This is a genomic window from Variovorax paradoxus NBRC 15149 (assembly GCF_001591365.1).
In the GTDB taxonomy this organism is placed as follows: domain Bacteria; phylum Pseudomonadota; class Gammaproteobacteria; order Burkholderiales; family Burkholderiaceae_C; genus Variovorax; species Variovorax paradoxus.
In genome coordinates this window covers 2,149,002-2,162,259 of the sequence record NZ_BCUT01000001.1, presented here as the reverse complement: position 1 = coordinate 2,162,259, position 13,258 = coordinate 2,149,002, and the positions used below count along the sequence as shown (strand labels likewise).

Genomic DNA, 13,258 nt, shown 5'->3' with positions numbered 1-13,258 from the left:
AAACCCATCCCATCATTAGCTAACAAATGCTAACAATTAGAAACGATGGGTGCTTAAGTATTACTAAGTGCTTACCCTTGCCGGATCGGACTGCCGAAGCTGCCAGGCCGCGCAAATGGCCAGTGCGCAAAGCGCCGCCAGCATCAGGAACACCTCGTCGAAGGCCGCCAGCCGCGCGGGGCTGCTCGCGGCATTGGCCAGCGAATCGCCATGCACCGCCAGCCGCCACTCGAGCACGATGGCGCACAGGCTCACGCCGGCCGCGCCGCCCAGCATGCGCAGGAAGTTGATCGCGCTGGCGCCCTGCGGAATCAGCGGCTTGGCCAGCGGCCGCATCGAGCCGAGGTTGAGCGAGGGCAGGATGAAGCCAAGCCCGATGCGCCCGATGATGGCAAACGCCACCAGCAGCCAGAGCGCGCTGTCGAGCCGGAGCACCACCATCAGCGCGAACGAAGCCGCCAGCAGCACCAGGCCGATGCTCACCAGCATCCAGGTCGGCTGCCGGTCGGCCAGCCGGCCCACGCCCGCAATGGTCAGGGCCAGCACGATGCCCGCCGGCAGCAGGATGGTGCCCACGTGCGACGCGGACAATTGCAGCCCGACCTGCATGTACACCGGCAGCAGGTAGGTGGAGCCGAACAGCGCCGTGCCGTAGATGAAGGCGACCACGCTGCCCATGGCGAACTGGCGGTACTGGAAGAGCGCCAGGTTCATCAGCGGTTCGCCGCCGCCGGCCGCATGGCGGCGCTGCCACCAGACGAAGGCTGCAAAGGCCAGCGCCGCGGCTGCCAGCAGCACGCCGGCCTGCAGCGGCGAATCGCCGCGCAGCTCGACCAGGCCGTTCAGCAGGCAGAGCGTGCCCACGGTGCCCAGCGCAAGGCCGCGCCAGTCGAGCCCGCTGCCGCGCGTGGCCGCCACGCCGCCGGGCGCCGTGGTGGGCACGAACCGGTAGGCCAGCCAGAGCGAGGCCAGGCAGAACGGCACCACCATGAAGAAGATTGAGCGCCAGCCGAACAGGTCGACCAGCACGCCGCCGATGCTGGGCCCGATGGCCGGCGCCAGCACCACGCCCATGCCGAAGATGCCGCTCGCGCGCCCCTGCTCGTGGGGCTCGAAGGCGCGCAGGATGATGATGGCCGGAATCGGCTGCACCACGCCCGCCGCAAGCCCTTCGGCCACGCGCGCCAGCAGCACCAGCGAGAAGTTGTTGGCCAGCCCGCCCGCCACGCCGCCCGCGAGCAGCAGCACCATCGTGCCCGCATAGGTGCGCCGGTAGCCGTAGCGCGACAGCAGCCACGGCGTGGTCAGCATCGAGACCGTCATCGCCACCATGAAGCCCGAGCTCACCCACTGCGCGCGCTCCTGGCCCAGCGAGAAATGGTGGCTCATGCCCGGGATTGCGACGTTGACGATGGTCGAGGACATGATCGACGCCATCACGCCCACCATCACCGAGAGCAGCAGGTACCAGCGGTAGCGCGGGCCGTAGCGTTCGCGCAGCGTGCCGATGGAGGGCGGGGCCGGCGAAGCGGCTTCGGGCTTGGGAGTGGTGGTCATGGGCGGTGGCCCCGCTTTTTATTCGATGCGGGTCCGTCGTCCTACAAGCATATCGGGCTTTGCGCGGCGGAGCCGGCACCTGCGCGTCACACAATGCACCGCTGTCCCGCGCTGCCTTTCCAGAACAACGACATGAATACGCCACCTGACCATGCCAGCGCTCCCGAGCCGGGCGCGCCCTCCCACCTTGCCTCCGAACTCGCGGCGCCCACCGTGAGCCGCGCCTACCGCTGCCAGTGCGGCCGGCCGGTGTTCCTGCGCAACAGCCAGTGCCTGGCCTGCCGCACGCCGCTCGGCTACGTGATCGAGCGCCTGGGCGTGGTGCCGCTGGCGCCGGTCGAGGCCGAAGACAAGGCCGAGGGCGGCGCAGCCGACGGCGCCGAGCCCGAGGAACAGCTCTTCACCGTGTTCGGCAATCCCGACGGCCGCACCTACCGCCGCTGCGCCAACCTCATGACCGCCGCCAGCTGCAACTGGATGGTGCCGGCCCCGCGCGAGGGCGACGACCCTTCGTTCAACACCGACGGCCTCGCGCCCGGCTACTGCCTGGCCTGCAGCGTCACCCGCACCATCCCCGATCTTTCGGTGGAGAGCAATGGCGAACTCTGGCGCAAGCTCGAGCATGCGAAGCGCCGGCTCATCTCGCAGCTGCTCGCGCTCGGGCTGCCGGTGGTCAGCCGCCATGCCGATCCGGTGCACGGGCTGGCCTTCGACTTCCTCGGCAACATGCCGGGCGGCCCGCACGTGATGACCGGGCATGAACAGGGCGTGATCACCCTCAACGCCGAAGAGGCCGAGGACGCGGTGCGCGAGCGCATCCGCGCCGAAATGCGCGAGCCCTACCGGACGCTGCTCGGACACTTTCGCCACGAGGTCGGCCACTACTACTGGGACCTGCTGGTGCAGCCCACGCCGTGGCTCGACGGGTTCCGCACACTCTTCGGCGACGAGCGCGCCGACTACGCCGCGGCGCTCCAGCAGCACTACGAGCAGGGCCCGCCGCCCGACTGGGCCAACCGCTTCGTGAGCAGCTACGCGAGCATGCATCCCTGGGAAGACTGGGCCGAGACCTGGGCCCACTACCTGCACATGGCCGACACCGCCGACACGGCGATGAGCTTTGGCGTGGACGCCACCAACGTCGAGCTTGCGACCGACCTGTTCACCGCGGAAGACCTCTGGCAGCCCGAGCATCCCGGCGCCGCCAAGTTCCTGGACTTTCTCAACGGCTGGGTGCTGCTCACCAACGTGCTCAACGAACTTTCGCGCAGCATGGGCCAGCCCGACTACTACCCCTTCGTGCTGCCGCGCGTGGCTGTCGGCAAGCTGCAGTTCATCCACTGCGTGATCACGCAGCAGCGTGACCGCGGCATGTCCGCAGCCGCGTCGCCCGGCGTGCCGCTGCCGCCGGAGGCAAAAGCCCCTGCAGCTGCTTCCCAAGCGGCGCCCGCGCCAGTACCGCAGGCCCAGAACCAGCAGCAGGGCGCCGCTCAGTCCTGACGAGGCTCGGCCGCCGCTATCCCCGCGGCGCAGCGCGCGCACATGCAGGCCTTGCCGCGCGATGCCGGCGGCAGGGCCCCAAACGGCGCCTTGCCGAAGTCGGCCGCCATGCACCAGCAGGGCGGTTGCGGCTGGCCGGTTTCGCGCGCGGTTTCCATCGCGCAGCGGTTCTCCTCGCCGCACAGCGGACAGCGCGTGGTGTCGATGGTGGCGGTGGCTGTTTCCATCGCGTCAGGCGAGCTCGAAGGCCGGCAGCTTCCTGGGCACGGCCACGTTGCGCAGGGTGGCGTACACCGGCAGGCCGTTGCGGTAGGCGGGGTAGTCCTCGCCTTCGATCAGCGGCAGCAGGTAGCGCCTGCACTTGTCGGTGATGCCCCAGCCGTCGTCCGAGATGAAGTCGCGCGGCATCGGTTTTTCGACATTCGCCACCGCGTCGAGCGGCGCGCTGCCGATGCGGTAGGTGTAGGGCGCATCGGAGGTGCGTTCGATGGTCGGCATCACCGCGTTGCGGCCTTCGAGCGCGAGCTCGACCGCGCGCTGCCCCAGCTCGTAGGCCTGGCGCACGTCGGTGGCCGAGGCAATGTGCCGCGCCGCGCGCTGCAGGTAGTCGGCCACGGCCCAGTGGAACTTGTGGCCCAGCGCCTCCTTGACCATCTGCGCCACCACCGGCGCCGCGCCGCCGAGCTGCGCATGGCCGAAGGCGTCGCGCGTGCCCTGCTCGGCCAGGAAGGTTCCGTCAGGGTAGTGGCAGCCCTCGGACACCACCACCGAGCAGTAGCCGTGCTGCTTCACCAGTTCGTCGACGCGCGCGAGAAAGCGCGCCTTGTCGAACTCGATCTCGGGGAACAGCACCACCACCGGAATGCCATGGTCGGCCACGAGCCCGCCGGCCGCCGCGATCCAACCCGCATGGCGGCCCATCACCTCGAGCACGAACACCTTGGTGGAGGTGGCCGCCATCGAGCGCACGTCGAACGAGGCCTCCAGCGTCGACACCGCCACGTACTTGGCCACCGAGCCGAAGCCCGGGCAGCAGTCGGTCAGCGGCAGGTCGTTGTCGATGGTCTTGGGCACGTGGATCGCCTGCAGCGGATAGCCGAGCGACTGCGACAGCTGGCTCACCTTGAAGCAGGTGTCGGCCGAATCGCCGCCGCCGTTGTAGAAGAAATAGCCGATGCCGTGCGCCTTGAACACCTCGATGAGCCGCTCGTATTCGCGCCGGTTCTTCTCGAGCGACTTGAGCTTGTAGCGGCACGAGCCGAAGGCGCCCGAGGGCGTGCTACGCAGCGCCGCAATCGCCTCGGCCGGCTCGGCGCCGGTGTCGATGAGTTCTTCGGTCAGCGCACCGATGATGCCGTTGCGCCCGGCGTAGACATTGCCGATGCGGTCCGGGTGTTTTCGTGCGGTCTCGATCACGCCACAGGCCGACGCATTGATGACCGAGGTGACGCCGCCCGACTGGGCGTAGAAGGCGTTGAGGATGGGCATGCGGCGATTCTCCCGCAGCCTCAGGCCGGGCGCCAGGGGTGCTGTTTCAGCGCCCGCCGAGGCCCATCGCCCGCGTGATCACCTCCTTCATGATCTCGTTCGTGCCGCCATAGATGCGCTGCACCCGCGCATCGGCATACGCGCGCGTGATCGGGTACTCCCACATGAAGCCGTAGCCGCCGTGCAGCTGCACGCAGGCGTCCATCACCTTGCACTGCAGGTCGGTGGTCCAGTACTTGGCCATGCTGGCGGTGGCGGTATCGAGCTTCTCGGCCATCAGCAGCTCGATGCACTTGTCGACGAACACCTGCGCCACCTGCACCTCGGTCTGCAGTTCGGCGAGCGTGTAGCGCGTGTTCTGGTAGCTGCCCACCGGCTGGCCGAACACCTTGCGCTCCTTCACATAAGTGACGGTCTGGTCGATGGCCGCCTGCGACGCGGCCACCGCGCTGATCGCAATCTGCAGCCGCTCCCAGGGCAGCTGCTCCATCAGGCAGACGAAGCCGCGGTTCAGTTGCGCGGCATCGCCGAGCAACGCGTCGGGCGGCAGCCGCACGTCGTTGAAGAACAGCTCGGAGGTGTCCTGCGCCTTCAGCCCGAGTTTCTTGAGCCGCTTGCCTTTTTCGAAGCCCGGCATGCCGCGCTCGACCAGGAACAGGCTGGTGCCCTTGGCGCCCGCGGCCGGGTCGGTCTTGGCGACCACGATCACGAGGTCGGCATGCCAGCCGTTGGTGATGAAGGTCTTGCTGCCATTGAGCAGGTAGCTGCCGTCGGGCTGGCGGATGGCGCTGGTCTTGACCGCCTGCAGGTCGCTGCCCGCGCCGGGCTCGCTCATCGCGATGGCGCCGACCATCTCGCCGCTCGCGAGTTGGGGCAGGTAGTGCTGCTTCTGCACCTCGGTGCCGTAGCGCAGGACATAGGGCGCCACGATCTCGCTGTGCAGCCCGAAGCCGATGCCCGTGAAGCCGCGCGCCCAGAGCTCCTCGAACTGGATCACCGAATAGAGCAGGTCGGCGCCCGCGCCGCCGTAGTCCTCGGGCAGCGCCATGCAGAGAAAGCCGTTCTCGCCGGCCTTGGACCAGACGGCGCGGTCGACGTAGCCCTGTTCTTCCCAGGCCTCGTGGAAGGGCGCGATCTCCTTGTCCATGAAGCGGCGGAAGCTGTCGCGGAAGGCCTCGTGGTCGGCGCTGAAAAGCGTGCGTTCGATCATGGCTCAGCGCCCGGGGAAGCTTGGCGGGCGCTTCTGCAGGAAGGCGTTCACGCCTTCGCGGAAGGTGGGGCGGTCGATCAGTTCTCGCTGGCGCTCGCTTTCGTAGTGCAATTGCTCGGCCAGCGTGTGGCGCTCGGCGGCCTCGAAGGCTTCGCGCGCCTCGACCACGGCATGCGCCGGCAGGCGGGCGAGCCGCTGCGCGATGGCGCGTGCTTCGTCGAGCAGCTGTTCGTCGTCCGCGCAGGCCCAGATCAGGCCCCATTGCACCGCCTGCTCGGCGCCCAGGCGCTCGTCGAGCAGCGCCATGCCCATGGCGCGTGCCCGGCCGGCGCGCCGCGGAATGGCCCAGGTGCAGCCCAGGTCCGGCACGATGCCGAGCTTGGGCAGGAAGGGCAGGTAGAAATAGGCGCTGCGCGCCGCGATCGTCACGTCGGCCGCCAGCGCCAAGCCCACGCCGGCGCCGGCCGCGGCGCCGTTGACGGCCGCCACCACCGGCACGGGCAGCGTGCGCAGCGTCTCGATCAGCGGGTTGCTGAGCGATTGCATCCACTCCGCGGTCTGCGCGCCGAGCGACTTGCCTTCGCCGCCGGGCGCCATCGCGCTCAGATCGGCGCCCACGCAAAAGGCCTTGCCGGCGCCGGTCAGGATCACGGCGCGCACCGCGCGGTCGTCGCGGATGCGCTCCAGCGTGTCGCGCAGTTCGACCTGCAGTTCGCGCGCAATCGGATTCAGCTTGGCCGGCAGGTTCAGCGTGAGCGTGGCGACGCCGTCGGCCAGCGCGTAGAGCACATAGGGCTGCGGTGCGTTCATCAGAGCCTCTCCACGATGGTGACGTTGGCCATGCCGCCGCCTTCGCACATCGTCTGCAGCCCGTAGCGCTTGCCGCGCCGGCCGAGCGCGTGGACCAGCGTGGTCATGAGCTTGGTGCCCGAGGCGCCCAGCGGATGGCCGAGCGCGATGGCGCCGCCGTTCACATTGAGCCGCGCGGGGTCGGCATCCAATGCCTCCAGCCAGGCGATGGGCACGGGCGCGAAGGCTTCGTTCACTTCATAGAGATCGATGTCCTGGATGCGCATGCCGGCCTTCTTGAGCGCACGCAGCGTGGCGGGCAGCGGGGCCTCCAGCATGATCACCGGGTCGTGCCCCATCACGCTCATGTGATGGATGCGCGCAAGCGGCTTCACGCCCAGCGTCTTGAGGCCGCGTTCGTTCACCACCAGCACGCCGCTCGCGCCGTCGCAGATCTGGCTCGCGGTGGCGGCGGTGCAGCGTCCGCCCTCGGCAATCAGCTTGACGCCCGCGATGCCTTCGAGCGTGGCATCGAAGCGGATGCCTTCGTCCACCATGTGCTGCTCGCCCGTGCCGCTGCCGTCGGCCTGCAGGATCTCGATGGGCACGATCTCGTCATCGAACGCGCCCGCGCGCGTCGCGGCCATGGCGCGGCGATGGCTTTCGAGCGCGTAGCGGTCGAGCGCGTCCTTGTCGATGCCGTAGTTCTTCGCGATCATCTCGGCGCCGGCGAACTGGCTGAACTCCACGCCGGGGTAGCGCCTTTTCATGGCCGGGCTCATGTAGGTGCCCAGGCCCGCCTTGGCCGGCAGCGCATTGGGCGTGAACATCGGCACGCGCGTCATGCTCTCGACGCCGCCTGCAATCACCGCGTCCATGGCGCCCGACATGACGGCCTGCGCCGCAAAATGCAGCGCCTGCTGCGACGAGCCGCACTGCCGGTCGACCGAGGTGCCCGGCACCGATTCGGGCAGTGTCGACGCCAGCACCGCGTTGCGCGCGACGTTGGTCGCCTGCTCGCCCACCTGGCTCACGCAGCCCAGGATCACGTCTTCCACCGTGGCCGGGTCGATGCCGCTCTTCGCCACCAATGCGTCGATCACCTGCGCCGCCAGGTCGGCCGGATGCCAGCCCGCGAGCTTGCCGCCGCGCCGCCCGCCGGCCGTGCGCGCGGCGGCCACGATGTATGCCTCTGCCATGGTCATGTCCCTCCAGAAAAGAAAACAGCGTGACCCGCGCGGCGCCCAACGCAAAAAAGCCGCCCGTCACGGCGGCGGCGTTCGGTGCTTGGAAGGTCCATGGCATCGAGGGTCGATGCCGAGGCGGCTCAGGTCAAGCCGGGGACAACCCGAGCGGCAGCAGTCGCCAAGGCGACCGGCGCCGCGTCGGCAGCGGCATGGCCGCGGGCTGCGCGTCCGACACCGTGATGCACGAGGCTTCGAGCGCCGACACCAGCACGCGCCGGTGCTCGCTGCCTTCGAAGCGCTCGCCCGGCGCAAGCACGATGTCGCGCGGATCGCGGTCGAGCGTCACCCAGACCGAGCCGCTGCGGCATTCGATGCCCACGCCGGCGCCATCGGGCACCGAGAAGATGGAACGGGTCGGCAGGCTGACCTGGAAGCGGGAAGAAGAAAGAGGCTGGGTGCTCATGGCAAGCTCCATTGCATTCGTGATACGAATGAATATAGTGAACCGGCCTTCCTCTTGCACACGGTAATTCGGAACTCATTGCATGCTTCCAGAGAATGCGAAAGCCCTTGGCACCGCCTCCGGCGAGCTACCGCCGCTCGAACTGCTGCGCAGCTTCGAGGCCGCGGCGCGCCGGCTGAGCTTCACGCTCGCGGCCGGCGAGCTGCACCTGACCCAGTCGGCCGTGAGCCGCCAGATCCAGCAGCTCGAAGCCAGCCTGGGCGTGCTGCTGTTCGAGCGCCGGCACCGCGCGCTGGCGCTCACCGAAGCCGGCGGCGTGATGCAGCGGGCCGTGACCGACAGCCTGGAGCGCCTGCGCGACGCCACCGCGCGGGTGCGCGCCAGTTCCGCGCCGCGCCAGGTGGCGATCACCACCACGCCGGGTTTTGCATCGCTCTGGCTCATTCCGAAGCTCGCCCGTTTCACCGGCAGCCATCCGCAGGTCGACGTGCGCGTGTCGGCCACGCTCGACGTGCTCGACCTGGAGAGCAGCCGCCTCGACCTGGCGGTGCGCTTCATGCCGATCGGCCGCGGCATCGGCCCGGCGCTGTTCGAGGAATCGGTGATCCCGCTGTGTTCGCCGCAGCTTGCCGCCTCGCTGCGCACGCCGGCGGACTTTTCGAAGCTCACCCTGCTCACCGTCGAATATCCGGACCACAGCGAAGCGCCCACCGCCGATTGGGAACCTTGGCTCAAGGTGATGGGGCTCGACGACCTGCGCATGAAGAGCACGCTGCGCTTCACCCAGTACGCCGATGCGGTGGCCGCCGCCGTGGCCGGGCAGGGCGTGGTGATCGGCCGGCTGCCGCTGCTGCGCGAACTGGTGCAGGACGGCCGGCTGGTGGCGCCGCTCGGCGAGGGCGCGGCTTCGCACCGCGGCTACTTCATCGAGGCCTCGCGGCGCGCCGCCGGCAACCGCGATGCGCAGGAGTTCGCAGAGTGGCTGCGCGACGAAGCCGAGGCGGCGCAGCGGAGCTGAGGGATTCGAGACAAGTGCCTCGCAGCGCGAGGCGTGGGCTTTGCGCCACAGCCGCAGGCGCCGCGCTTGCACACAGCGCGCGTGCTCGCCAGAATCCGCCCTTCGTTTTTCAGCAACAGTTTTTCATCCGCGCCTGGCGACGACCAACCTCCCGGGCGGCAACACATTCAATGAACCGTTTCCTGAACACCTGACCCGCACACCGACCGCCCCGGCCGCGTGTGCATCCACGCATCCGCCGAGGCCCATCGACAAAGGCCCCGCGCAGCCATTCGCCGGGGTTTTCTTGTTTCTGGAGTGTGCGCACATGAGTGCTCAACGAAAGGCCCGCGACGACGACAAGCGTCTGGGCCGGTTTTATTTTTCGGTGCCGAATGCGGCACCTCGCAATCCCGTGGTGGCCGCGATCGCGCGCGGCGAATCCAATCAGAAGGCGGGGCGCCACCTGCGCACGCACCGTGCGGAACGGCGCGCGCAGAAGGTCGCGTTGCAGAAGGCTGCGCGCAGCCTTGGGCGGGAGGGCTGACGATGCGCGAAGACATGGACAAGCTCATCGTCGAACGGCCGCGCCGCGGCGGTGGCGTGCAGGGCGACGGGCGCGTGTTTCGAAACAGCAGGGAGCGCGGCTCGCACCTCGGCATGAAGCGTGGCTACGACCACCCGAAGGGGCTCAACGAGAACCTCCAGCCGCTCAGGCGCTGGCTGCACAAGCAGGTGCACCGGCCGTGGGACAAGGTGTGGAGCGAGCTCTGCCAAGGCATCGACCGGCGCAGCACGGTGCAGGCGCACATCTTCCTGCACATCGACGACTTCGTCGTGCGCGATGCGGTGATGCACGGCAGCCAGGTACTGGTGCGTTCGCGGTGGTGGGCGGGCAGCGACCGCGTGCCGCTGCGCGAAGCGCCCCACGTCGAACTCTTCGTGCATCCGGGCACCGGCATCCTGTTGCCCAACCGGTATCGGCGCGGCTCGGGGCAGCGCCGCAAGGCCGAACGCGAGGCGAAGGTGGCGGCGGCGGCGCAAGGAGTGGTGAAGCCCTACGCGCCCTGCCATGTGATCGACGCCGTCACGCAGTGGCATCGCATCGATGGCTGCTGGTGGGAGGTGACGCTCGCGCGTGTGCCCGAGGTGCGCCGGCTGGAGCCCGCGCCGCGCTGCTACGACGTGCTGCGGCGCTGCCTGGTCACGCGCCGCGGCTGCGAGCCGCCCGCCTTCGGCACCACCGACACCATGGCGATGTACGGCCGGCCCAACGTGTATGCGGAGTGCATGCGCAAGCTCGGCCGCGCGGAGGTGCGCTCGCGGTTGGGCGAGCGCCGTTGAGCTTGCGCCTGCGCGATCCCGCTCAGGGCTGCGCGGAGGCGAGGCCCGCTTTTTCGTGCGCGCGCGGCAGCAACAGGAACGCCAGGGTGCCCACCGCCAGCATGGCCGTGATCGTGAGGAACACCGCGCGAAACGGCTCCACGCCGTTCGACGCGGCCCACGACGCGGCCACGCCCGTCGTCCACTGCATGAGCGACACGCCGAGGAACATCGCCATGTTGAGCAGCGACAGCGCGCGCCCGGTCATGGCCGCCGGATAGGCAGCGCGCGTGTACGAATACTGCAGCACCGAGTAGCCCGAGAGCAGGCCATAGAGAATCGGCAGGCCGATGTCGACGGCCAGCGAATGCGTGAACGCCATGAGCGCGAAGATCACCGCGGCCGCGAACGCGCAGCCCATGAGCCAGCGGCCGCGCCGCCTGCCGCCCGGGTCGAGGCGGCCGAACATGGCGGGGCTGATCATGCCGGCGATGGTCATCACCAGCGCCACGTTGCCGCTGCTGACCAGCGACAGCCCATGGCGGTCGTGCAGCATGGGGCCGAGCCAAAGGCCGCGCAGGGTGATGAACGCGGCATACGACACGCAGGCAAAGCACAGCAGGCCCAGCGTGTGCGGCATGGCAAAGAGCGGGAGCAGTTCGCGCACGGCCTTGCGCAGCGACTGGCGTTCGGCCGGCGCGGTCTCCGCGCTCGTGCGGTCCTCCGCGCGCACGGGGTCGCGCACGCGCCAGAAGATGAGGATCCACGAAAGCACGGCGGACGCAGCCAGCACCGCATAGCCGGCGCGCCATGACGCGGCTTCGATCAGCAGCGCCAGCGGCGTGCCGGTGAACAGGATGCCCAGGCCTGCGAGGCTCATCACCAGCCCCGACATCGCGGTGAAGCGCGAGGCATCGAAATGCCGTGCGATGAACACCGTGCAGGCCAGGAAGGCCGGCGCGCAGCCGACGCCGATCAGCGCCTGCCCGAGCAGCAGCGCATGGAAGCTCGATGCCACCGCGCACAGTGCGGCACCCGCAACGGCCAGCGGAAAGGCGGCGAGCACCGTGCGGCGCACGCCGAACGTGTCGATCGACACGCCCATCGCGAGCTGCATGATGCCGAACATGAAGTGGAAGGTGCCTGCCCAGGTGCCGATCTGCTGGGGCGAGAGGCCGAAGTGGCCGCTGAGCGGCGTGGCCATCATGGCGCCGACGGTGCGGAAGGCCTGGCTCAGGGCGAAGGCCGAGGCGAGGGCGATCAACATCGCGGTGGTCGAGGTGGACCAGCGGGAGAAACGGGAGAGGCGTGAGCTGGGGCGCTCCGCGGGCTTGGATGCCGCGTTCGGGTTCATAGGGCGGGAGGCCAGTAAGGAGGGCGACCTGATGCTAGTTGATCGTCGGACGCGCAGGGTCGCGGTGGCGACGCCTCGTGGACATTCGACCGCACATGACAGCTACCCCATAATTTCTAAACAACCCTGAGAGCCTCGCATTGCCAACGCCCTCCATCTCCTCCAGTACCCGCACGGCAAAGCCCGGGCGCGCAAAGGCTGCACAGCCGCTTTTCAGCCGTGTGCGAGAGATCCTGGATACCGCGCGTGCCGGTGTGGCACGGACGGTCAACACGACACAGGTCGCAGCCAACTGGTTGATCGGGCGCGAGATCGTCGAGGAAGAGCAGAGAGGGCAGCGCCGAGCGGGCTATGGTGCCAGGCTGCTCGCTGATCTGTCGACGCGCCTGAATGCCGAGTTCGGCCGCGGTTATTCCGTGGACAACCTCGAAGCGTTCAGGCAGTTCTATCTGGACTATCCGCAACTGATTTCCGAGACGGCGTCTCGGAAATCGACCACGCCAACGGCGTTGCCTCTTCAGGTCAGTTCCGAGACATCGTCTCGGAAATCCGAAGGCGACACGGACTGGTGCCCCGGAGCGCTGCATCCGTCTCTTTCATGGAGTCACTACCGCCAACTCTTGCGTGTGGCGAGGCCGGAAGCGCGTGCCTTCTACGAAATCGAAGCGATCCGAAACGCGTGGTCCGTGCGTGAGCTCCAGCGCCAGACGGCCAGCCTGCTGTACGACCGTTGGCAAAAAGCAAGGACAAGAAGGGCCTGATGCGATTGGCAACGCATGGCCAGGAAGTGATGCAGCCGCTCGATGTGTTGAAAGACCCGGTGGTCATCGAGTTCCTCGGCCTGCCGGAGTCCCCGAGGTTGGTCGAGTCCAAGCTGGAGCAGGCGCTCATCGACAACCTGCAGACTTTCCTGCTCGAACTGGGCAAGGGTTTTGCATTCGTGTCGCGCCAGGAGCGTATCACCATCGACGGCGACCATTTCTATATCGACCTGGTCTTCTATCACGCGGTGCTCAAGTGCTATGTGCTCATCGATCTCAAGGTCGGCAAGTTGACTCATGGCGATCTCGGCCAGATCCAGTTCTATGTGAACTACTACGACCGCGAGCGTCGAACCGAAGGCGACAACCCGACGCTGGGTGTGATCCTTTGCCCGGACAAGAACGATGCCGTGGTGAAGTACACCTTGGGCGAGCAGCAGGAGCGAAATATCTTCGCCAGTCGCTACCAATTGCATCTGCCGACCGAGCAGGAACTCGAGCGAGAGTTGCGCCGTGAAATCCGGCAGTTGTCCGTGGCAACGCCGCTCAAGATGCCCCCAAGAAAAAAGGCCGGACCGGACGCATAAAAACAAGAACGGCACCCGAAGGTGCCGTTGGTTGACTCAGGA

14 protein-coding genes are annotated in these 13,258 nt (G+C 68.2%); 6 read left to right on the top strand and 8 right to left on the bottom strand.

The features are described from left to right. Positions 1–63 precede the first annotated feature (63 nt). The gene (locus VPA02S_RS10110) at positions 64–1,557 is read right to left on the bottom strand and encodes a DHA2 family efflux MFS transporter permease subunit (RefSeq protein WP_062363755.1); all 1,494 of its coding nucleotides are present in this window, start codon (positions 1,555–1,557) and stop codon (positions 64–66) included. A 132-nt stretch (positions 1,558–1,689) separates the two neighbouring features. Between VPA02S_RS10110 and VPA02S_RS10105 the strand changes: the two genes are divergently transcribed. Continuing rightward, positions 1,690–3,057, top strand: a complete 1,368-nt coding sequence (locus VPA02S_RS10105; RefSeq protein WP_062364470.1) for a zinc-binding metallopeptidase family protein — start codon at positions 1,690–1,692, stop codon at positions 3,055–3,057. Here VPA02S_RS10105 and VPA02S_RS10100 read toward each other — a convergent pair. From VPA02S_RS10100 to VPA02S_RS10075, 6 genes are all read right to left on the bottom strand, one after another. Next, a complete protein-coding gene (locus tag VPA02S_RS10100; RefSeq protein WP_062363754.1) occupies positions 3,048–3,284 on the bottom strand; it encodes a cysteine-rich CWC family protein in 237 nt (78 codons plus the stop codon). The two genes, VPA02S_RS10105 and VPA02S_RS10100, sit on opposite strands and share 10 nt — an antisense overlap. A gap of 4 nt (positions 3,285–3,288) precedes the next feature. Further along, positions 3,289–4,545, bottom strand: coding sequence for a 6-phosphofructokinase (locus VPA02S_RS10095; protein ID WP_062363752.1), 1,257 nt, complete (start codon positions 4,543–4,545; stop codon positions 3,289–3,291). Between the two features lie 46 nt (positions 4,546–4,591). After that, on the bottom strand, positions 4,592–5,755 hold the full coding sequence (locus VPA02S_RS10090) for an acyl-CoA dehydrogenase family protein (protein ID WP_062363750.1): 1,164 nt from the start codon (positions 5,753–5,755) through the stop codon (positions 4,592–4,594). A gap of 3 nt (positions 5,756–5,758) precedes the next feature. Next, entirely contained in the window at positions 5,759–6,565 is an 807-nt protein-coding gene (locus VPA02S_RS10085) for an enoyl-CoA hydratase-related protein (RefSeq protein WP_062363748.1), read from the bottom strand. Then, complete coding sequence (locus tag VPA02S_RS10080) at positions 6,565–7,743, bottom strand: acetyl-CoA C-acetyltransferase (RefSeq protein WP_062364468.1); 1,179 nt, start codon at positions 7,741–7,743, stop codon at positions 6,565–6,567. The genes VPA02S_RS10085 and VPA02S_RS10080 overlap by 1 nt, the downstream gene beginning before the upstream one ends. A 133-nt stretch (positions 7,744–7,876) precedes the next feature. Beyond that, complete coding sequence (locus tag VPA02S_RS10075) at positions 7,877–8,194, bottom strand: DUF2917 domain-containing protein (protein WP_026283921.1); 318 nt, start codon at positions 8,192–8,194, stop codon at positions 7,877–7,879. Positions 8,195–8,276: 82 nt separating this feature from the next. Here VPA02S_RS10075 and VPA02S_RS10070 point away from each other — a divergent pair, with 82 nt between their 5' ends. From VPA02S_RS10070 to VPA02S_RS10060, 3 genes are all read left to right on the top strand, one after another. After that, complete coding sequence (locus VPA02S_RS10070) at positions 8,277–9,212, top strand: LysR substrate-binding domain-containing protein (RefSeq protein WP_012745610.1); 936 nt, start codon at positions 8,277–8,279, stop codon at positions 9,210–9,212. A 307-nt stretch (positions 9,213–9,519) separates the two neighbouring features. Next, a complete protein-coding gene (locus VPA02S_RS10065) occupies positions 9,520–9,738 on the top strand; it encodes a hypothetical protein (protein ID WP_012745611.1) in 219 nt (72 codons plus the stop codon). 2 nt (positions 9,739–9,740) lie between these two features. Further along, complete coding sequence (locus VPA02S_RS10060; protein ID WP_062363747.1) at positions 9,741–10,535, top strand: hypothetical protein; 795 nt, start codon at positions 9,741–9,743, stop codon at positions 10,533–10,535. Positions 10,536–10,557: 22 nt separating this feature from the next. Here VPA02S_RS10060 and VPA02S_RS10055 read toward each other — a convergent pair whose 3' ends face one another. After that, the gene (locus tag VPA02S_RS10055; protein WP_062363745.1) at positions 10,558–11,868 is read right to left on the bottom strand and encodes an MFS transporter; all 1,311 of its coding nucleotides are present in this window, start codon (positions 11,866–11,868) and stop codon (positions 10,558–10,560) included. Between the two features lie 140 nt (positions 11,869–12,008). Here VPA02S_RS10055 and VPA02S_RS32175 point away from each other — a divergent pair, with 140 nt between their 5' ends. Beyond that, the gene (locus VPA02S_RS32175; protein WP_244883436.1) at positions 12,009–12,629 is read left to right on the top strand and encodes a DUF1016 N-terminal domain-containing protein; all 621 of its coding nucleotides are present in this window, start codon (positions 12,009–12,011) and stop codon (positions 12,627–12,629) included. Continuing rightward, entirely contained in the window at positions 12,629–13,216 is a 588-nt protein-coding gene (locus tag VPA02S_RS32170) for a PDDEXK nuclease domain-containing protein (RefSeq protein WP_244883434.1), read from the top strand. The genes VPA02S_RS32175 and VPA02S_RS32170 overlap by 1 nt, the downstream gene beginning before the upstream one ends. Positions 13,217–13,258 lie beyond the last annotated feature (42 nt).

Bases quoted from the DNA above. Each gene is read 5' to 3' on its own strand.
- VPA02S_RS10110 (WP_062363755.1), bottom strand. From the start codon at position 1,557: ATGACCACCACTCCCAAGCCCGAAGCCGCTTCGCCGGCCCCGCCCTCC.
- VPA02S_RS10105 (WP_062364470.1), top strand. From the start codon at position 1,690: ATGAATACGCCACCTGACCATGCCAGCGCTCCCGAGCCGGGCGCGCCC.
- VPA02S_RS10100 (WP_062363754.1), bottom strand. From the start codon at position 3,284: ATGGAAACAGCCACCGCCACCATCGACACCACGCGCTGTCCGCTGTGC.
- VPA02S_RS10095 (WP_062363752.1), bottom strand. From the start codon at position 4,545: ATGCCCATCCTCAACGCCTTCTACGCCCAGTCGGGCGGCGTCACCTCG.
- VPA02S_RS10090 (WP_062363750.1), bottom strand. From the start codon at position 5,755: ATGATCGAACGCACGCTTTTCAGCGCCGACCACGAGGCCTTCCGCGAC.
- VPA02S_RS10085 (WP_062363748.1), bottom strand. From the start codon at position 6,565: ATGAACGCACCGCAGCCCTATGTGCTCTACGCGCTGGCCGACGGCGTC.
- VPA02S_RS10080 (WP_062364468.1), bottom strand. From the start codon at position 7,743: ATGGCAGAGGCATACATCGTGGCCGCCGCGCGCACGGCCGGCGGGCGG.
- VPA02S_RS10075 (WP_026283921.1), bottom strand. From the start codon at position 8,194: ATGAGCACCCAGCCTCTTTCTTCTTCCCGCTTCCAGGTCAGCCTGCCG.
- VPA02S_RS10070 (WP_012745610.1), top strand. From the start codon at position 8,277: ATGCTTCCAGAGAATGCGAAAGCCCTTGGCACCGCCTCCGGCGAGCTA.
- VPA02S_RS10065 (WP_012745611.1), top strand. From the start codon at position 9,520: ATGAGTGCTCAACGAAAGGCCCGCGACGACGACAAGCGTCTGGGCCGG.
- VPA02S_RS10060 (WP_062363747.1), top strand. From the start codon at position 9,741: ATGCGCGAAGACATGGACAAGCTCATCGTCGAACGGCCGCGCCGCGGC.
- VPA02S_RS10055 (WP_062363745.1), bottom strand. From the start codon at position 11,868: ATGAACCCGAACGCGGCATCCAAGCCCGCGGAGCGCCCCAGCTCACGC.
- VPA02S_RS32170 (WP_244883434.1), top strand. From the start codon at position 12,629: ATGCGATTGGCAACGCATGGCCAGGAAGTGATGCAGCCGCTCGATGTG.